The 18,398-nt window shown below is 73.1% G+C and carries 15 protein-coding genes; 11 read left to right on the forward strand and 4 right to left on the reverse strand.

Annotation, left to right across the window (positions count from 1 at the left end):
• Positions 1 to 3: 3 nt before the first annotated feature.
• Both hydA and AB0O53_RS12465 read left to right on the forward strand, forming a co-directional pair.
• Positions 4 to 1,404 (forward strand): dihydropyrimidinase, encoded by a 1,401-nt coding sequence (hydA, locus tag AB0O53_RS12460; protein ID WP_365195022.1) that lies wholly within the window; start codon positions 4 to 6, stop codon positions 1,402 to 1,404.
• 21 nt (positions 1,405 to 1,425) lie between these two features.
• Positions 1,426 to 2,427: a TIGR03842 family LLM class F420-dependent oxidoreductase gene (locus AB0O53_RS12465; RefSeq protein WP_350992298.1), complete on the forward strand. Its 1,002-nt coding sequence runs from the start codon at positions 1,426 to 1,428 to the stop codon at positions 2,425 to 2,427.
• 91 nt (positions 2,428 to 2,518) lie between these two features.
• Here AB0O53_RS12465 and AB0O53_RS12470 read toward each other — a convergent pair whose 3' ends face one another.
• Positions 2,519 to 3,934, reverse strand: coding sequence for an MFS transporter (locus tag AB0O53_RS12470; RefSeq protein ID WP_350992296.1), 1,416 nt, complete (start codon positions 3,932 to 3,934; stop codon positions 2,519 to 2,521).
• A 141-nt stretch (positions 3,935 to 4,075) separates the two neighbouring features.
• Here AB0O53_RS12470 and AB0O53_RS12475 point away from each other — a divergent pair, with 141 nt between their 5' ends.
• The 4 genes from AB0O53_RS12475 to AB0O53_RS12490 all read left to right on the forward strand — a co-directional run bounded on the left by AB0O53_RS12475 (position 4,076) and on the right by AB0O53_RS12490 (position 7,954).
• Positions 4,076 to 4,897, forward strand: a complete 822-nt coding sequence (locus AB0O53_RS12475; RefSeq protein ID WP_350992658.1) for a helix-turn-helix transcriptional regulator — start codon at positions 4,076 to 4,078, stop codon at positions 4,895 to 4,897.
• 125 nt (positions 4,898 to 5,022) lie between these two features.
• Positions 5,023 to 5,847, forward strand: a complete 825-nt coding sequence (locus AB0O53_RS12480; protein WP_350992294.1) for an inositol monophosphatase family protein — start codon at positions 5,023 to 5,025, stop codon at positions 5,845 to 5,847.
• Between the two features lie 93 nt (positions 5,848 to 5,940).
• Positions 5,941 to 7,359 carry a phytoene desaturase family protein gene (locus tag AB0O53_RS12485; protein ID WP_350992292.1) on the forward strand — a complete coding sequence of 473 codons (1,419 nt, stop codon included), beginning with the start codon at positions 5,941 to 5,943 and terminating at the stop codon, positions 7,357 to 7,359.
• A 76-nt stretch (positions 7,360 to 7,435) separates the two neighbouring features.
• A complete protein-coding gene (locus tag AB0O53_RS12490) occupies positions 7,436 to 7,954 on the forward strand; it encodes an O-acetyl-ADP-ribose deacetylase (protein ID WP_350992290.1) in 519 nt (172 codons plus the stop codon).
• 36 nt (positions 7,955 to 7,990) lie between these two features.
• On the opposite strand, the gene AB0O53_RS12495 is transcribed toward AB0O53_RS12490, so the two are convergent.
• Positions 7,991 to 8,473 (reverse strand): Lrp/AsnC family transcriptional regulator, encoded by a 483-nt coding sequence (locus AB0O53_RS12495; RefSeq protein WP_350992288.1) that lies wholly within the window; start codon positions 8,471 to 8,473, stop codon positions 7,991 to 7,993.
• A 135-nt stretch (positions 8,474 to 8,608) separates the two neighbouring features.
• Between AB0O53_RS12495 and AB0O53_RS12500 the strand changes: the two genes are divergently transcribed.
• Together AB0O53_RS12500 and AB0O53_RS12505 are read left to right on the forward strand one after the other, a co-directional pair.
• Positions 8,609 to 9,586 carry a DMT family transporter gene (locus AB0O53_RS12500; protein ID WP_365195028.1) on the forward strand — a complete coding sequence of 326 codons (978 nt, stop codon included), beginning with the start codon at positions 8,609 to 8,611 and terminating at the stop codon, positions 9,584 to 9,586.
• On the forward strand, positions 9,579 to 10,793 hold the full coding sequence (locus AB0O53_RS12505) for an amino acid aminotransferase (protein ID WP_350992284.1): 1,215 nt from the start codon (positions 9,579 to 9,581) through the stop codon (positions 10,791 to 10,793). The genes AB0O53_RS12500 and AB0O53_RS12505 overlap by 8 nt, the downstream gene beginning before the upstream one ends.
• A 61-nt stretch (positions 10,794 to 10,854) precedes the next feature.
• Here the strand turns inward: AB0O53_RS12505 and AB0O53_RS12510 are convergent, their stop codons facing one another.
• Both AB0O53_RS12510 and AB0O53_RS12515 read right to left on the reverse strand, forming a co-directional pair.
• Positions 10,855 to 11,397 (reverse strand): hypothetical protein, encoded by a 543-nt coding sequence (locus tag AB0O53_RS12510; RefSeq protein WP_350992282.1) that lies wholly within the window; start codon positions 11,395 to 11,397, stop codon positions 10,855 to 10,857.
• Positions 11,394 to 13,277: an alpha/beta hydrolase gene (locus tag AB0O53_RS12515; RefSeq protein WP_350992280.1), complete on the reverse strand. Its 1,884-nt coding sequence runs from the start codon at positions 13,275 to 13,277 to the stop codon at positions 11,394 to 11,396. Before AB0O53_RS12515 ends, AB0O53_RS12510 begins: the two co-directional genes overlap by 4 nt.
• 341 nt (positions 13,278 to 13,618) lie before the next feature.
• Here AB0O53_RS12515 and AB0O53_RS12520 point away from each other — a divergent pair, with 341 nt between their 5' ends.
• From AB0O53_RS12520 to AB0O53_RS12530, 3 genes are all read left to right on the forward strand, one after another.
• Positions 13,619 to 14,728: a sulfite oxidase gene (locus tag AB0O53_RS12520; RefSeq protein WP_350992278.1), complete on the forward strand. Its 1,110-nt coding sequence runs from the start codon at positions 13,619 to 13,621 to the stop codon at positions 14,726 to 14,728.
• On the forward strand, positions 14,725 to 16,089 hold the full coding sequence (locus tag AB0O53_RS12525) for an MBL fold metallo-hydrolase (protein ID WP_350992276.1): 1,365 nt from the start codon (positions 14,725 to 14,727) through the stop codon (positions 16,087 to 16,089). Before AB0O53_RS12520 ends, AB0O53_RS12525 begins: the two co-directional genes overlap by 4 nt.
• Positions 16,090 to 16,250: 161 nt before the next feature.
• Positions 16,251 to 18,317, forward strand: coding sequence for a SpoIIE family protein phosphatase (locus tag AB0O53_RS12530; RefSeq protein WP_350992275.1), 2,067 nt, complete (start codon positions 16,251 to 16,253; stop codon positions 18,315 to 18,317).
• Positions 18,318 to 18,398 lie beyond the last annotated feature (81 nt).

The raw sequence follows: 18,398 nt of genomic DNA on the forward strand, positions 1-18,398 counted from the left end.
CCCATGAGCAACCGCACCCTGATCAGCGGCGGCCTGGTCGTCACCGCCTCCGACGAACTCCACGCGGACGTCCTCGTCGAGGACGGCCGGGTGGCGGCGCTGGCCGCGCACGGCTCCGCGGCCGCCGCGGCCTGGACCGCCGAACGCACCATCGACGCCACCGGCAGGTACGTCATCCCGGGCGGCGTCGACGCCCACACCCACATGGAGCTCCCCTTCGGCGGGACCTCCGCCTCGGACACCTTCGAGACCGGCACCAGGGCCGCCGCCTGGGGCGGCACCACGACCATCGTCGACTTCGCCGTGCAGAGCGTGGGCCACTCCCTGCGCGAGGGACTCGACACCTGGTACGCCAAGGCCGACGGCAACTGCGCCGTCGACTACGCCTTCCACATGATCCTCTCGGACGTCAACGAGGGCACCCTGAAGGAGATGGACCTCCTGGTGGGGGAGGGCGTCACCTCCTTCAAGCTCTTCATGGCCTACCCGGGCGTCTTCTACAGCGACGACGGGCAGATCCTGCGCGCCATGCAGCGCGGCGCCGCCAACGGCGGGCTGATCATGATGCACGCCGAGAACGGCATCGCCATCGACGTCCTCGTCGAACAGGCCCTGGCGCGCGGCGAGACCGACCCCCGCCACCACGGCGAGGTCCGCAGGGTCCTGCTGGAGGCGGAGGCCACCCACCGCGCCATCCAGCTCGCCCGGGTCGCCGGATCACCGCTGTACGTCGTGCACGTCTCGGCGGAGGAGGCGGTGGCCGAGCTGGCGGCCGCCCGCGACAAGGGCCTCCCGGTCTTCGGGGAGACCTGCCCGCAGTACCTGTTCCTGTCCACCGACAACCTGGCGGAGCCGGACTTCCAGGGCGCCAAGTACGTCTGCTCCACCCCCCTGCGGCCCAAGGAACACCAGGCGGCGCTCTGGCGGGGCCTGCGCACCAACGACCTCCAGGTGGTCTCCACCGACCACTGCCCCTTCTGCTTCCGGGGCCAGAAGGAGCTCGGCCGCGGGGACTTCTCGAAGATCCCGAACGGGCTGCCGGGCGTGGAGAACCGGATGGACCTCCTGCACCAGGCCGTGGTGGACGGCCACATCAGCCGACGCCGGTGGATCGAGATCGCCTGCGCCACGCCCGCCCGGATGTTCGGCCTCTACCCGAAGAAGGGAACCATCGCACCCGGGGCCGACGCCGACATCGTCCTCTACGATCCGCACGCCGAGCAGGTCATCTCCGCCGAGACCCACCACATGAACGTGGACTACTCGGCGTACGAGGGCAAGCGGATCACCGGACGCGTCGACACCGTGCTCTCGCGCGGCGAACTCGTCATCGACCGGCGCGAGTACACCGGCCGGGCCGGCCACGGGGCCTTCGTCCACCGCTCCACCTGCCAGTACCTGTAAAGAGCGTCAAGGAGCCGCCCGATGGACTTCGGCCTCGTCCTGCAGACCGACCCGCCCGCCTCCCAGGTCATCAGCCTCATGAAGCGCGCCGAACGCAACGGCTTCCGCTACGGCTGGACCTTCGACTCCGCCGTGCTGTGGCAGGAGCCGTTCGTCATCTACAGCCAGATCCTCGCCAACACGCAGAAGCTGCACGTCGGCCCGATGGTGACCAACCCGGGCACCCGCACCTGGGAGGTCACCGCCTCCACCTTCGCCACCCTCAACGACATGTACGGCAACCGCACCGTCTGCGGCATCGGCCGCGGCGACTCCGCGATGCGGGTCGCCGGCCGGGCCCCCAACACCCTGGCCCGGCTCGGCGAGGCCATGGACGTCATCCGCGACCTCGCCGAGGGCCGCGAGGCCTCCGTCGACGGCAACCCGATCCGCATCCCCTGGATCAAGGACGGGAAGCTGCCGGTCTGGATGGCCGCGTACGGCCCCAAGGCGCTGGCCCTGGCCGGGCAGAAGGCCGACGGGTTCATCCTCCAGCTCGCCGACCTCTACCTCACCGAGTGGATGATCAAGGCGGTGCGGCAGGCCGCCGCGGAGGCCGGCCGGGACCCGTCCGCGATCACGATCTGCGTGGCGGCGCCCGCGTACGTGGGCGAGGACCTGGCCCACGCCCGCGACCAGTGCCGCTGGTTCGGCGGCATGGTCGGCAACCACGTGGCCGACCTCGTCTCCCGCTACGGCGAGCACTCCTCGATGGTCCCCGACGAACTCACCGAGTACGTCAAGGCCCGCCAGGGCTACGACTACAGCCACCACGGCCGCGCCGGGAACCCGTCCACCGACTTCGTCCCCGACGAGATCGTCGACCGCTTCTGCCTCCTGGGCCCGGCGGAGGCGCACATCGAGAAGCTGCGGGCCCTGCGCGACCTGGGCGTCGACCAGTTCGCCGTCTACGACATGCACGACGCACGGGAAGCCACCATCGACGCGTACGGGGCACAGATCATCCCCGCCCTGAACGCCTGACCCGCCCCGCCTGACCCGCCCCGCCGGCCCGGCCGCCACGGCCCGGGCCGGCCGGCAGGAGGCCGGCCGCGAGGGCGCGGGCGGCGAGGGGTCAGGCCTTCTTGCGGCCACGCAGGCCGAGGCCCACCAGGACCGCCGCCGCCAGCACGATCACCGCGTCCACCGCCAGGACCGTCCGCACCCCGCCGAACAGCGTGGCCTGCGTCGTCGCCAGCACCCCGAGCAGCGGGATGCCGATGGTCAGGCCCGTCTGCTGGGTCGTGGTCACCAGGCCGGTCGCCAGCCCCTGCTCCTCGTCGGGCACGCCGCTGGTCACCACCACCCCGTAGGCGATGATCGCGCCGAGGTGGCACATGCTCGCCAGCGAGACGGCCACGGTCGCCAGCAGGGCGCCCGACTCCGTCCCCACGCCGAGCAGCGCGGCCCCCAGCACGCCCTGGCCGGCCAGCGAGCCGACCAGGGTACGGCGGGCGCCGAAGCGGCCGATGACCCTCGGCGCGTACGCACCGGCGACGACGGAGGCGATGCCCTGGACGCCGAACACCAGACCCGTCCGGAAGGAGGACAGCTCCAGCGTCTCCTGGAGGTAGAGCGTCAGGACGAAGACGACCGTCGACATCATCGAGAACGTGACCAGACCGCCGAAGTTGCCCCAGGCGACCGTGCGCCGGCCGAGCATCGGAAGCGAGACCAGCGGGGCCGGCGACTTCGACTCCACCGCCACGAACACGACGAGCAGGACCAGTCCGGCCACCAGCGTGCCCCAGACGTCCGTGTCGCCGAAGCCGCGTTGGGCCGCCGACGACAGCGAGTAGATCACCGCGAGCAGACCGCCCGTGACCGTGACGGCCCCGGGCACGTCCAGGCGCGGGCGCTCGGGAGTGCGCGACTCCGGCAGCAGCCCCGGGGCGAGGACCAGGACCACACCCGCGGCCACCGCCAGCAGGCCCATCGTGGAACGCCAGCCCAGGGTGTCGGTCATGACTCCGCCGAGCACCATCCCGACGGTGAAGCCGAGCGACAGCAGGGTTCCGGAGATGCCCAGCGCCTTCTCGCGCAGCGGCCCCTCCGGGAAGGTCGTGGTCAGCAGGGACATGCCGGTGGGCACGATGACCGCCGCCCCCAGACCCTGCAGGGCCCGCCCGGCCAGGAAGGACGCCGGATCCCACGCGAGGGTCGCGAGCACGGAGGCCGCGCCGAAGACGACCAGGCCGGCGAGGAACAGCCGCTTGCGTCCGTAGAGGTCGGCGATCCGGCCGAAGAGGAGCAGGAACCCGCCGGACGGCAGCGCGAACGCGGTGACGGCCCACTGCAGCGCCGACCGGCTCAGCCCCAGGTCCTCACCGAGGACCGGCAGGGCCACGTTCAGCACGGAGAAGTCGAGCGCCACCATGAACTGGGCGGCGCAGAGTACGAAGAGGACCAGCCGGGCCCGCGCGGAGAGCCGGCCGTCCTGCGGGGCCGCCGTGTGCGGCCCGGTGGTCGTGGTGCGTGTGTCGATCGCCATGGCCACCACCCTCGTGGCCCGGGAATGCCCGTGCGGAGTGGGAACTTATCCTGTTGGTGGCACCACCAGGCAGCGGAACAGGGGGATTTCGTGGCGACAGCGACCGATGAGCGCCGACGGTCCGAACTGCGCGAGTTCCTCATGAGCAGACGGGCCCGGATCACCCCGACGGAAGCCGGCCTGCCGGACGGCGGGGCCCGCCGCCGCACCCCGGGCCTGCGCCGCGAGGAGGTCGCCGTGCTCGCCGGGGTCGGCGTCTCCTGGTACCAGTGGCTCGAACAGGGCCGCGACATCACGGTGTCCGGGCAGGTCCTGGACTCGGTGGGCCGCGTGCTGAAGCTGACCAGTGCCGAGCGCCGGCACCTGTACGCGCTCGCCGGGCTCAACCCGCCCGCCCTGGAGGTCGCCCCGGCCGACCGGGACATGTGCGACGGCCTGACGCGGCTGATCGACGCCTGGATGCCGTTCCCCGCGCACATCATGGACGCCTACTGGAACACCGTCCTCTACAACGACGCGGCCGCGCTGGTCTTCGGGATGCGCCCGGAGATCGTGCAGAACTGCCTGATCGCCTTCTTCACCGACCCGATCTACCGGTCCCGCGCCACGCGCTGGGAGGAGATCGCCGGCCAGGTGGTCGCCCAGTTCCGCGCGGCCTGCTCCGAGAGGCCCCACGACGACGGTTTCCGGGCCGTCATCGAGGAGGCGCGCGAGCTCAGCCCCGAATTCGCCGAACTGTGGGAACGGGGCGACGTGCGCCCGGGCGGGCAGACCCGCAAGGAGATCGAGCACCCGGTCGTCGGCACGCTCCACGTGGAGTCGACCCAGCTGCGGATACCGGCCCGGCCCGACCTGGCGATCGTGCTGCACACCCCGCAGCCGGGCACCGACACGGCCGAGAAGCTGGAGTGGCTGACGTCGCCCGAGGGCCGGCGCGGATCGATGTACCCGATCGCCGGCTGACCCGGTGACCGTGCGCCGCCCCGCGGCGCCGGCCCGGGGCGGTTCACCCGGCGGCCACCCGGTGTCCGCCTCCGTGTCCGGTACCGGCGGTGGGGTTTGTCGGCCGGGCGTGCTTTGCTGGAGGCATGATCGATGAGTTCCTGGCCCAGGGCCTGCCCGATGTGGAAGAGGCCGTCCGCAAGGCGGCGGCCATCGAGATCATGCCGAGGTTCCGGCAGCTCGCCGAGCACGAGGTCGTCGAGAAGAGCGGCCCGCACGACCTGGTGACCGTCGCCGACCGAAAGGCGGAGGAGCACCTCACGGCCGCGCTGACGCGCCTGCTGCCCGGCTCGGTCGTGGTCGGCGAGGAAGCCGTCCACGCCGACCCCGCCGTGTACGAGGCGCTGCGCGCGGACGCCCCGGTGTGGATCGTCGACCCCGTCGACGGAACCCGCCAGTTCGTCAACGGGGACCCGGCGTTCTGCACCCTGGTCGCCCTGGCGCAGCGCGGGGAGATCCTCGCCTCCTGGACCTTCGCCCCGGCACTGGAGGAGCTCGCCACCGCCGTGCGCGGGCAGGGCGCGTACGTCAACGGGCAGCGGATCCACAGCGGTTCGCCCGAGCCGGGCGCCGACCTGCGGGTCGCCACGGCCCACCCGCTCTACACCACCGACGAGAACAAGCGCACCCTGGCCCGGCTGGACGTGCCCGGAGTCGCCGCCAGGCCCTGCGGCTCGGCCGGCCTGGAGTACCTGAAGGTGGCCCGCGGGGAGATGGAGGCCCTCGCCTTCACCTGGCCCTCGGCCTGGGACCACGCCGCCGGGCTGCTGCTGGTCGCCGAGGCCGGCGGCGCCCAGAGCACCGTCGACGGCGTCCCCTTCCGGGTGGACTGCGACAACGCCCTGCCGTTCGCCGTCGGGCGGGACGAGGCCACCACCGTACGCATCCGGGACCTCCTCCGGGGTGTGTAGGGGGGCCTCGCGTCCCCCAGGGGGCCGGTCCCGCGCACACGTCGCCATATCCTGGGGGTGCAGGCGCCGCCGCCGGAAACGAAGGAGTCGCAAGTGCCGTCGATTTTCGATGTGGTCGTGGTGGGGGCGGGTCCCAACGGGCTGACGGCCGCCGTCGAACTGGCCCGGCGCGGCTTCTCGGTGGCCGTCTTCGAAGCCGGCGGAACCGTCGGCGGGGGAGCCCGGACCGAGGAGCTCACCCTCCCCGGCTTCCGGCACGACCCCTGCGCGGCGGTGCACCCGCTCGGCGCCGGATCACCGGTCTTCGCCACGATGCCGCTGAAGCGGTACGGGCTGGAATGGCTGCACGCCCCACTGCCCATGGCGCACCCCTTCGACGACGGAACGGCCGCCGTCCTCTCGCGCTCGGTCGCGGAGACGGCGGCGTCCTTCGGGCCGCGTGACGCGGGCGCCTACCGGCGCCTGGTCGGACCCTTCCTCGGCCGATGGGACACCCTGGCCCGGGACTTCATGTCCCTGCCGAACACCGCGCTGCCCCGCGACCCGGTGACCCTCGCCCGCTTCGGGCTCGCCGGCCTGCCGCCCTCGACCTGGCTGCTGCGCCGCTTCCAGGACGAACGGGCGCGGGCGCTGTTCGCGGGGCTGGTGGCCCACGTCATCGCACCCCTCGGCGGGATCGGCACCGGCGCCGTCGGTCTGGTCTTCGCCCTCGCCGCCCATGCGGGCGGCTGGCCCATGGCCCGCGGCGGCTCCCAGTCGATCTCCGACGCCCTCGCCGCCTACCTGCGCGACCTCGGCGGGTCGATCCACACGGACTTCGAGGTCAAGCGGCTCGACGACCTCCCGCCCGCCCGCGCCTACGTCTTCGACACCTCTCCGACCGCGCTGGCCCGGATCGCCCGCCTGGGGCACGCCTACGACGGCTACCGGTACGGCGCCTCCGTGTTCAAGATCGACTACGCGCTGGACGGCCCGGTGCCGTGGACGGCGCAGGAGCCGCGCCGCGCCGGAACCGTCCAGATCGGCCCGCGCACGCGCGACATCGACGCCGCCCTGCAGCTCGCCTCGGGCGGCCGGGCCCCCCGTACGCCGTTCCTCATCACGGCGCAGCCCAGCCTGGCCGACCCCGGCCGGGCCCCCGAGGGCAAGCACGTCTTCTGGGCGTACGGGCACGTCCCCCGGGGCTGGGACGGCGACCTCACCGACGCCGTCGAGCGCCAACTGGAACGCTTCGCACCGGGCTTCCGCGACCTGGTCCTGGCCCGCGCCACCGCCGGCCCGCCCCAGCTCGCCGCCCGCAACCCCAACTACGTCGGCGGCGACATCGCCTGCGGAGCCGCCTCGGGCCTCCAGCTGCTGCTGCGCCCCAGGCTCAGCCTCTCCCCGTACACGACGGCCCACCCGGCGGTCTTCCTCTGCTCCTCGGCGACCCCGCCGGGCCCGGGCGTCCACGGCATGTCCGGCCACAACGCCGCCAAAGCGGTCTGGCGCCACCTGCGCAAGGCATCCTGAGGCCGGCGCCCGGCGCCCGGCGCCCGGCGCCCGTCGCCCGACCCCGAACCCGAACCCACCCGCGAAGGAACTCCCGATGGTCCGCATCACCCTGGTCCGCGGTGACATCACCGCCGAGGAGGCCGACGCCATCGTCAACGCCGCGAACTCCTCGCTGCTCGGCGGCGGCGGGGTCGACGGGGCCATCCACCGCAAGGGCGGCCCGGAGATCCTCGCGGCCTGCGAGGACCTGCGGCGCGGCCACTACGGCAAGGGCCTGCCGACCGGCCGGGCCGTCGCCACCACCGCCGGCCGGCTGGCCGCCGGGCACGTCATCCACACGGTGGGTCCCGTCTGGTCGCGCGAGGAGGACCGGTCGGAGCTGCTGGCCTCCTGCTACCGCGAGTCGCTGCGCGTCGCCGACGAGCTGGGCGCCCGTACCGTCGCCTTCCCGGCCATCTCCACCGGCATCTACGGCTGGCCCATGGACGACGGTGCGAGGATCGCCGTCCGGACGGTCCGGGCCGCCCGCACCGAGGTCCAGGAGGTGCGCTTCGTCCTCTTCGACGAAGCCGCCCACGCCGCCTTCGAGGCCGCGGTCGAGGCCTCCCGCTAGACGGCCGGGGCCGTGCGGTCGGCGCGGTCGGCGCGGTCAGCGCGGGCGCCGGGAGGCGCCCGGCGCCGGCCGCGGATAGGTCCTGGACTGCTTCACACTGCCGTAGGCGAAGCTCGACTCGATCGAGGCGATCCCGGGGATGGCGTGGATCCGGTGGCGCACCAGGGCCTCGTAGGCCTCCAGGTCCTCGATCACGACCCGGAGCAGGTAGTCGCTGCTGCCCGCCATCAGGTAGCAGTCCTGGATGTGCTCGATGACCGCCACGTGCTCTTCGAAGAGCCGCACCGCCTGCGCCGTGTGCCGCTCCAGCCGGATCCGGACGAAGACGGTCACCGGCAGCCCGAAGGCGACCTGGTCGACCATGGCCGTGTAGCCGCGGATCAGGCCCGCCTCCTCCAGCCGTCGGACCCGGCGCAGGCAGGGCGACGGGGACAGCCGGACGCGGTCGGCCAGTTCCTGGTTGGAGAGGCGCCCGTCCGCCTGCAATTCCCGGATGATCTGCAGATCGACTGCGTCCATGGCCACTCCTTGGCAGATCCTGCCCCAAACGTATGTCCGAGAGGCAGAACTGGCAATCGGCTGCCCCGGCTGAAGCCCTAGCGTTGCCCCTGAGCGGACCGGACCGGTCCGTGACCCAGAGGCTGGAGCAGATCCTTGGTCGCGACGCACACCACCCGGGCGACCCTGCCTCCCGATGCGGCGGGCCCGCGCGCCGGACACCCCGGCCGGCGCGGGCTCTCCCCCCAGGCCCGGGGCATGCTGGCCCTGCTGGTGACGGTGTCGATCTGGGCGGCGTTCGCGCTCAGCGCCCGCGCCCTGAGCAGCTCCTCACTGCTGCCCGCCGACGCGGCCCTGCTGCGGTTCGGCCTCCCGCTCGTCCTCCTCCTGCCCGCCCTGTGGCGGCGCCGCCGCGCCATCGCCGCGGTGCGGCCGGGCCCCGCCCTGAAGATCGTCTGCGGCGCCGGGGTGCCCTTCTTCCTGGCCGCCATGTACGGCGGCTCCCTGACCTCCGCGGCCTTCGTCGGCTCCATCGTCCCCGGCATGGTCCCCCTCTTCGTCTCCCTGATCATGATCCGGCGCGGCCACGGCGTGCCCAGGGGCACCCAGGCCGTCGGCCTCGCACTCATCGCGGCCGGCGTCGTCGCCCTCGTCTGGCGCCACGTCGTCCCCGTGGACACGGACGTCCTCGCCGGCTCCGGCATCCTCCTGGTCGCCAGCGGCCTGTGGGCCCTCTACACCGTGGGGCTGCGCGAGGTGGACCTCGATCCCGTCGGATCGATCGGACTGCTCTGCCTGCCCTCCTTCCTCATCATCGGACTGCTCGTCCTGACCGGCGTCCTGCCCACGGGCATGGCGCACGCCGCGGGCTCCGACATCGCCCTGTTCCTGGTCGTCCAGGGCCTCGGGGTGGGGCTGTGCGCCGGCCTGCTGTACGCCTTCGCCATCCGCCGCCTCGGCGCCGAACGCAGCTCCGTCGTCGGCAGCCTCAGCCCCGTCGCCGTGGTCCTGCTCGCGATCCCCCTGCTCGGCGAATCACCGAGCGCCGCCGTCCTCGTCGGCGTCCCCCTGATCACCGCCGGCGTCGTCCTCGCCAACCGCCGTCCCCGACCCGAGGTCCCCGCAGATGCTTGAGCTCCTCCCCACGCCGCCCACCGACCCGCTGTGGGACCTGACGTACGAGTTCGGCGGCGACGAGCGGCCCCAACGGCTGAACCTGGTCCTCGGCGTCTACCGGGACCAGACCGGCACCACCCCGGTCATGGCCGCCGTCCGCGAGGCCGAACTCCGGCTGGCGCAGCGCTCCGAGTCCAAGGAGTACCGCGGGCTCTCCGGCAACACCGCCTTCAACCAGTCCCTGCTGGAGCTGGTGCTCGGCCCGGACGGGCCCGCCGAGCGGGCCGCGGCCGTCCAGACCGTCGCCGGCTCCGGCGCGCTGCGGCTGCTCGCCGACCTGGTCCACCGCACCCGCCCGGGCGCCACGGTGTGGATCAGCGACCCGGCCTACGTCAACCACCGGCCCATCCTGGAGGCCGCCGGACTCACGGTCCGCACCTACGGGTGGCGGGACGCCGGGGGCGGCTTCGACACGGCCGGCGTGCTGCGGGAGCTGGCGGACGCGGGGCGCGACGACGTCGTCCTGCTCCAGGGGTGCTGCCACAACCCCACGGGCGTCGACCCCCTCCTGGACGACTGGGAGGCGCTGGCCGACTCGGCCGCGCGGGCCGGCTGGGTGCCGTTCGTCGACCTCGCCTACCACGGGCTCGGCGACGGACTGGAGGCCGACCTGCTGGCCACCCGGATGCTGGCGGCCCGGGTGCCCGAGATGCTGATCGCCGTCAGCTGCTCGAAGAACTTCGGCCTCTACAGCGACCGCGTCGGCTGCGCAATCGTGCTCGGCGGCTCGCGGCAGGCCGTGCGGCACGCCGAGACGGCCCTGCAGAACGCCGCCCGGACCCTGTACTCCATGCCGCCCGAGCACGGCGCCGCCGTCGTGACGACGATCCTCCAGGACGAGGGCCTGCGGGCCTCCTGGCGGGCGGAGCTGGACGTCATGCGCGGCCGGATCATGGCCAACAGGGCGGACCTGACCGCGCACCTCGACGCGCTCGGCCGCACCGACCAGGCGCGCGCGCTGGCCCGGCAGAAGGGCATGTTCTCGATGCTGGCGCTGACCCCGAACCAGATGCTCCGGCTGCGCCGGCAGCACGCCATCTACGGAACGACCTCGGGGCGGATCAACATCGCCGGCATCCCGGCCCACCGCATCCCGTGCCTGGCCCAGGGGATCGCGGAGGTCCTGGACACGGCCGAGGTGCCCCGCCCGCGCGAGCTCGCCTGAGGCCGTGGGCGGTGACTCCCGCAGGTGGTGACTCCCGCGCGGCGCGGGAGTCACCGGGCCCTCACTTGGCGGCGGTGTCCTTGAAGCACCGGGAGTACACGGCGAAGTTGATCAGGCTCTCGCCGCCCTTCGAGCCGTCCATCCGCTTGGCCTCGAGCTGGGTGTGCGTCTGCTCGTGGACCGCCAGGACCTCGATCCGCTTGCTCTCGGTGTTCTCGTTCGGGCCGTTCTTCACGACCTTCCAGCCGTTTCCCGGAAGCTGCGCGGCGAGGCTCTGCATGCCCTTGTCGAGGGCGCCGTCGTCCACCCCGTACACGGACCAGACGTGCCGGACGTTGCGGAGACCCTCCTTCTTCTCCTCGTCGCTGCCGCAGGGGTAGGTCGCCGGGCCCCCCTCGGTCACCTTGCCCTTGACCTGGGTCATGTCGAGGGCCCTGCTCGACAGGTCGCCGACCTCCTTCTCCACCTCCTGGTGCGTGCGGGGCTGCGGGTCGTACGAGCGCTGGGCGGAGGGTTCGTTGTCCATGGAAGTGCATCCTGCGGTGAGGGCCAGGGCGCCCATGAGCGCCAGGGCGGTGATGGTGCGGCTGTTCCTTCGAATCACTGGGGGGCCTTCCTGTCCAGCTCGACCTCTTCGTAGCGCCCGGCTATGACGGCTGCCTGGTTCGAGAGGCTGATGGACGCCTTGCCGTCCTGCTCGTCCCAGAAGTTGCCGTGGCCCGGGGAATCGCTGTGCATCTTGTTGGCGCCGAAGGACTCGTCCGTGGGAATGGTCCAGTTGTCACCGAGCCCCATGAGCCGGCCGCCGAGCGTGACCGCGTTGTCGTCGCCGCCGCCCTCCATGGCCCACACGTGCTTCGGCTTGAAGCCCAGGTCCGCCGCGTGGTCGGCCTGCATACCGGGGCTGCCGACCGCGACCACGTCGTCGACGGGCAGGGGATCCGCCCAGGTGTCGGCGTACTCGCTGCGGTATTTGGCCGTGTCGCCGATCAACGTGGATCCGTAGCTGTGGCCGATGAGCGTCGTGTGGGAGTTCTCGCCACCGCCTGCCTGATGGGCCGTCTGGGTGCCGTCGAGGAACTGGCGCAGGCTCGGCGCCCCGTTCTGCGCCCACTTGTCCTGCGTGGCCTCGGGGAAGATGGTGTTCGGGGCGTCGTAGTCGAACCAGGTGATGGTCGACACCGACTTGCCCGGCGCCATCGCGGAGGACTCGCGCCACAGCGCGTCGCTCTTGGCGGCCTCGTCCTCGATGCTGCCCAGGGTCGTCTTCGTGCCCGGCACGAAGACGGCCGTGTGGTCCGCGGTGTCGGGGTTGCCGTTGGCCAGGATCACCCGGCCGTCGTTGTTCGCCTCGGCGTCGAACCCGAGCAGGTACGCCTGGGGCAGCCCGCGCTCGGCGCTCTCGTCGAAGCGCCTCTGGATGGTGTCCATGCCCTGCAGTCGGTCTTCCAAGTGGGCCTTGCGGTCACCGTACTTGTCGTTCCAGGTGCTCCACGCGTCGGTCTCCTCGCGCATCCAGGCGCGCCCGCGCTGGACGTAGTGGTACCGGGGCTCGGGCTCCTTGGGGATCCCGGTCAGCTCCGTCTTGTAGAGACCGTGCGTCTCCGCGAGGACCGTCCGGTTGGCGCTGTCGCGGACATCCGCCGGGAGCCCGTTCATCGCACCCACGCTCGCGGGCTGGAGGGTGATGTAGGCCTCCCTCTCCTTGTCGGAAAGGCCCTTCCACCACTCGGCGTTCAGCTCGGGGTCGCTGCCCTTGGGCGGCGGGGGCTTGATGTGGGCGAGGTAGTCCTTCGCCCCGGCCTGTACCTGACCGGTGTCCGCCGCGACGTCGGCCCAGTCGGACTCGGAGACGACGTAGTCGTCGTCGGCCTTGAGCTTGCGCAGCTTGGGCGCCCACTGGGTGTCGGCCTCGGTCGCCTCGGAGACGGCCTGCGCGATCCGGTTGGCTATCTCCACCGCCTTGCCGAAGTTCGGGTTCGGGTGGATGTTCGCGGCCTGCCGCTCCAGCGCGGCGGACAGGTCGTTGGCGTCCTTGGTGGGGTCGATGACGTTCCCGGACGGTTTGCCCTTGGCGCTGCCGCTGACCGTGCCGCCGTCCGGCAGCTTGCCGTCCTTCTCCTCGCCGGCGGGCGGGTAGCTGACCGAACCGTCCGCGCCCACCGAGAACTTCGCGGCCTCCGCGTCCGCGACGGCGGCGTCCAGCTTCGACTTCGCCGTCGTCAGCGAGGCCGCCAGGGCGTTCAACGAGGTCGCGGCAAGCCCGCATTCGACCTGCGTGTAGTGGAAGTTCTTCGCCAGCAGCTGGAGTTGCTCCACCGCGGCGTCGACCGCCTTGCCGCTCAGCCCGGACCGGAGCCGCGTCGTGATCTGCTGCTCGGCGCTCGCGTACGCGTTGTCGGCCATGCTGCTGACCGACCGGTACCCGTCCGCCGCCTCCGTGAACTCCGAAGGTTTGAGAGCCTTCAGCGTTGCGTAGTCCATCCCCGCGATCACCGACCCCGTACGTATCTGCGAATGCAATGGTCGGGATCTTACCTACGGGTGTCTGTGGACATGACAGTCCCCGGCAGTCCGTCGGTGCCATGAGCCATCCGCCGTCGCCGATGGCTCCCGTGGTCGGCACGTCCTGCCGGGGGCCTGGCCAGAGCCTGGATCGAAGTCACTCGGGCCCCAGGACGTCTCCTGAGGGAGGTGCGGCTCTTTCCGGTGATCCGGTGTATTAGTGAGTCTCCTCCCTATTCGTCCTGAGTCAATACTTTTCGGGACGTAGGCTGGAAGAAATTCGCGTCGCGCTCCGCACCAGGCCGACGGGAGGTGTGGCCATGACCGCAGCGCCGGATTTCCGGGTCGCCCGCGGGCCCGGCGCGACCGCCTGGGCACCCGAGACGCTCACCGCCGACCCGTACAACGCCCAGACCCCGGCGGCCGCCCTGACCGGGCCCGTCACCCCCGCCGCGGCCCTGTTCGTACGGGACCACTTCGGCATCCCGCCCACCGGCCCCGGCCCGTGGCGGCTGCGGGTCGGCGGCGCCGTGGCCACCGCCTTCTCCATCGGCCACGAAGAACTGCTCGCACTGGAACACCGCGAACTCGACGTCGTCGTCGAATGCGCCGGGAACGGCCGCAGCCTGATGCGGCCGGCCCCGCCCGGCGTGCCCTGGGGGCAGCGGGCCGTCGGCTGCACACGCTTCGCCGGCGTGCCCTTCCACGTCCTCGCCGACCGCGCGGGCATCGACCCGGAAGCCGTCGAGGTCGTCTTCACCGGAGCGGACCGCGGCAGCGTGCGCGGCCGCCCGACGCCCTTCGAACGCAGCCTCCCGCTCGCCGTGGCCCGCCACCCCGACACCCTCCTCGCCACCCGCATGAACGGCGAGCCGCTCACCCCCGGGCACGGCGCGCCCGTCCGCCTGGTGGTCCCCGGCCGCTACGCCGTCGCAGATGTGAAGTGGCTGGTCGGGGTGCGGGCCGTGACCGCCCCCTTCGGCGGTGTCTTCCAGGCCGAGGAGTACCTCTACGTCACCCCGCACGGCACCCCCGAAGGCCCCGTGACGACCCTGCGGGTCAAATCGCTCATCACCGAACCCGCTCCCGACGAGGACCTGCGCCGGGGCCACGAGACCCTGGTCCGGGGCCACGCCTGGTCCGGCGGCGGGGTGCCCGTGCACAAGGTCGAGGTACGGGCCGAGCACGAGGACGACGGCCGCGACCCGGACCGCGTCCGGGGCTGGCACGAAGCCGCCCTCGACCCGCCGGCCGGCCCGTACGCCTGGCGCGGCTGGTCCTACCGGTGGACCCCGCAGCAGCCCGGCCCCTACCGGCTGCTGTCCCGCGCGACCGACGCCCGCGGCGAGACGCAGCCGCTGCGGACCCCGTGGAACGCCCGCGGCTACGGCTGCAACCCCGTGGCCTCCGTGGAAGTGGTGGTCGTATGAAAGGCTCCGAGGCGACGATCGAGGTCATCGCCACCCCGTCGCTCGGGGACACCAGCTACCTGCTCGTCAGCGGCGACGAGGCCGCCCTCGTCGACCCGCAGCGGGACGTCTGGGCGGTGATGGACTCCTGCGCCGCCAAGGGCGTCCGGATCCGGTACGTCCTGGAGACGCACGTGCACAACGACTACGTCTCCGGCGCGCTGGAGGTCCGCGCGGCGACCGGCGCCACCGTCGCCGGCCCCGCCCGCGCCCCCTACGCCTTCGACCACCTGCCCATGGCCGAGGACGACGAGGTCTGCGTCGGCGACGCGACCGTACGGGCCGTGGAAACACCCGGCCACACCGCCGAACACACCTCCTACCTGGTCTTCGACGACGCGGGCCCCACCCCGTCGGCCGTCTTCACCGGAGGCAGCCTCCTCGTCGGCAACGCCGGCCGCACCGACCTGTCCGGCAGCGGCCGTACGGAAGAACTCGCCAGGGCCCAGTACCGGACCCTGCGCCGGCTCGCCCTGCTCCCGGACGGCACGCGCGTGCTGCCGACGCACGGGGCGGGCAGCTCCTGCGCCGCCGGCCCGGTGTCGGGGGAGCGGACCAGCACGGTCGGCACGGAGCGGCGCACCAACCCCGTGCTGTCCGCCCAGGACGAGGAGGAGTTCGTCAGGGGACGGATGTCCGGCCTGCCCCCGTACCCCGCCTACTACCGCCACATGGCACCGGTCAACCGGCACGGGCCGCGCGTCCTCGGTGGCCCGCCCGTGCTCCGCGCGCTCACCCCGAGCATGGTGGAGGGGCTCGCGGGCGGCGGTGCGCAGATCGTCGACGGGCGCGACCGGGCCGCCTTCGCCGCCGGCCACCTGCCCGACTCGGTCTGCGACGAGCTCGACGAGCGTTTCGCGGGCCTGGTCGGCGAGGTCGTGCCCTTCGGCACACGACTGGTCCTGGTCCTTCCCGAACCGGCCGCGGACGCCGCCCACGAGGCGATGGTCCAGCTCCTGCGGATCGGATACGACGACATCGCCGGCTACCTGGCGGGCGGCGCCGAGGCCTGGGCGGCCGCCGGCCGGCCGCTGCGCAGCTTCCGCACCGCGGACGCGGCCGCGCTCGCCGGGCGGCTCGACGGCCGGCGGGTGCTCGACGTGCGGCCGGACCGCCCCGAGGGCGGCATCCCCGGCTCCCTCGCGGTCCCCCTCGCCGAGCTGCCCCGCAGGATCGGCGAGCTGCCCCGGGACCGGGAGATCTGGGTGGTGTGCGGCAGCGGCCGCCGGGCGGCCGTCGCGGCGGGCCTGATCGACCGGGCGGGCATCGCGGTGACCGCGGTCATCAGCGGCGGCGTCCAGGACCTGGTGGCGCACGCCTGACCGACGCCCCCCGGTACGGCGTGGATTTTCGAGCCGGCGGGTTTCCCGCCGCCCCCGCGGAGGTACGGGTCCTACCCGCCCTTCCGGCGGACACAGAGCCCGGCGCCGACGCCTCGGATAGGGTGAATCGGTAGGAATCGGGCCCCCGGGGTGAGGTCGGTGTGGACACTTACCAGTCGACGAGCGAGGTGCCGGACCCGCCGGCGGCGGTTGTCGGCTACGCGGGCGTACTCCGCGAGCTGCTGCCGATCGCCCTGTGGCGGGAGGACGCCGACGGACGCATCGCGGAGTGGTCCCTGGCCGCCCAGGACCTGCTCGGGCACCGCCCCGAGGACATCCTCGGCCGCCCCGGATCCTCCGTACTCGTCCCCGAGGCCAATCAGGAGCTCGCCGACCAGCTGACCCGCCGCGTCCAGGCGGGCGAGACCGTCGTCGGCACCCTCCCCGTGCGCCACCGCGACGGGCACCGCGTCGTGATGGAGATGTGGATCGTCCCCGCCGTGGACGCCGCCGGGCGGACGGGCGCCCTGCTCATCGCCGTGGAGACCTCCGAGGTCCTCCACATGCGCGACTCCCTCGCAGCCCTCCAGAGCCTGTTCACCCAGTCGCCCATCGGACTCGCCACCCTCGGCCCCGACCTGCGCTTCCTGCGGGTCAACGACGCGCTCGCCCGGATGAACGGCGTCTCCGCCGCCGAGCACCTCGGCAAACGGCTCACCGAAGTGGTGCCCGGCGTCAACGCCGCCGCCCTGGAGGCGACGATGCAGCAGGTCCTCGACCGCGGCGCCGCCGTCGTCGACGTCCGCCGCACCGGCCGCACCCCCGCCGACCCCGAGCACGACCGCACCTGGTCCTGCTCCTACGCCCCGCTCCTGGACGGCTCCGGGCGCCCCCTCGGCCTGATCGCCTCCCTCATCGACATCACCGAGAGCCAGCGGGCCCAGGCCGAGGCCGAGCTGGCCCAGCACCGCTTCGCCCTCCTCGCCGAGGCCGGCACCCGCATCGGCACGACCCTCGACCTGCGCCAGACCGCCCAGGAGGTCGTGGACCTGCTGGTGCCGCAGCTCGCGGACTCCGCCGACGTCCAGCTCCTCGAATCCGTCCTGGGCCCCGACGAGGGCGCGGCACCCGCCGCCTCCACCCGCGGGGTCCTGCGCCGCCTGGCGGCCCACTTCCCCGACCCGACGGCCCCCACCGCGAAACTCGCCGAGGGCCAGACCTTCCAGATCCCCGCGGGCACCGTCTACGAGCAGGTGATCACCGAGGGCCGGCCGATGAACCTCTACGTCTCCGACATCCCGGCCCTGATCACCTCCCCGCGGGCCGACGCCCTGCGGGCCTACCTGGCCACCCTGGGCTCGGCCCGCCTCGTCCCGCTCGTCGCCCGCGGCACCGTGCTGGGCGCCGTCGCCGTCACCCGGACGCGCGAGCGCGAGCGCTTCGACGAGCAGGACTGCGTCCTCGTCGACGAACTCGTCGCCCGGGCGGCCCTCAACATCGACAACGCCCGCATGTACACCCGCCAGCGCCAGGCCGCCCTGACCCTCCAGCGCAGCCTCACCAACAGCGCCCTGCCCCGGGTCCCCGGCCTCGAACTCACCGGCCGCTACCTGCCCGCCAGCGACCACGACGTCGGCGGGGACTGGTTCGACGCCATCCCGCTGCCCGGCGGTCGCACCGGGCTCGTCATCGGGGACGTCATGGGCCACGGCATCCACGCGGCGGCCGTCATGGGCCAGCTGCGCACGGCCGTACGGACCCTCGCGCGCCACGGCGTACCCCCGGCCCAGCTGCTCCGCTCCCTCGACGCGGTGGTCGCCGACCTCGGCGAGGACGAGATGGCGACCTGCGTGTACGCCGTCCACCACGCGGCATCGGGCACCTGCGTGATCGCCCGCGCCGGCCACCCGCCGCCCGCCGTCGTCGCCACCGACGGGGCAGTGACCTTTCTCCACGGCCCGCCCGGGACCCCGCTGGGCGCCGGCGGACGGGACTTCCGCACCGAGGAGGTGCACCTGCCCCCGGGCAGCCTGCTCGTCCTCTACACCGACGGACTCATCGAGGCCCGGGACCGCGACCTCGACCAGGGCATGGAACAGCTGGGACAGGCCCTGCACGGCGTGGAGCAGCCCCTGGAGGGCCTGTGCGACCAGATCCTGCGGCGGCTGCTCCCGTGCGCCCAGCAGGACGACGTGGCGATGCTGCTGGCCCGTTCCAGGCCGCGGTGACGTTCCAGGCCGCGGTGACCCGGCGTCCGTGATCCCGGCCGCCGCGACCGGCCCGGGGCGGGCGCCCGACGGGCCGCGACC

The organism is Streptomyces erythrochromogenes, assembly GCF_040684695.1.
GTDB classification, from domain to species: domain Bacteria; phylum Actinomycetota; class Actinomycetes; order Streptomycetales; family Streptomycetaceae; genus Streptomyces; species Streptomyces erythrochromogenes_C.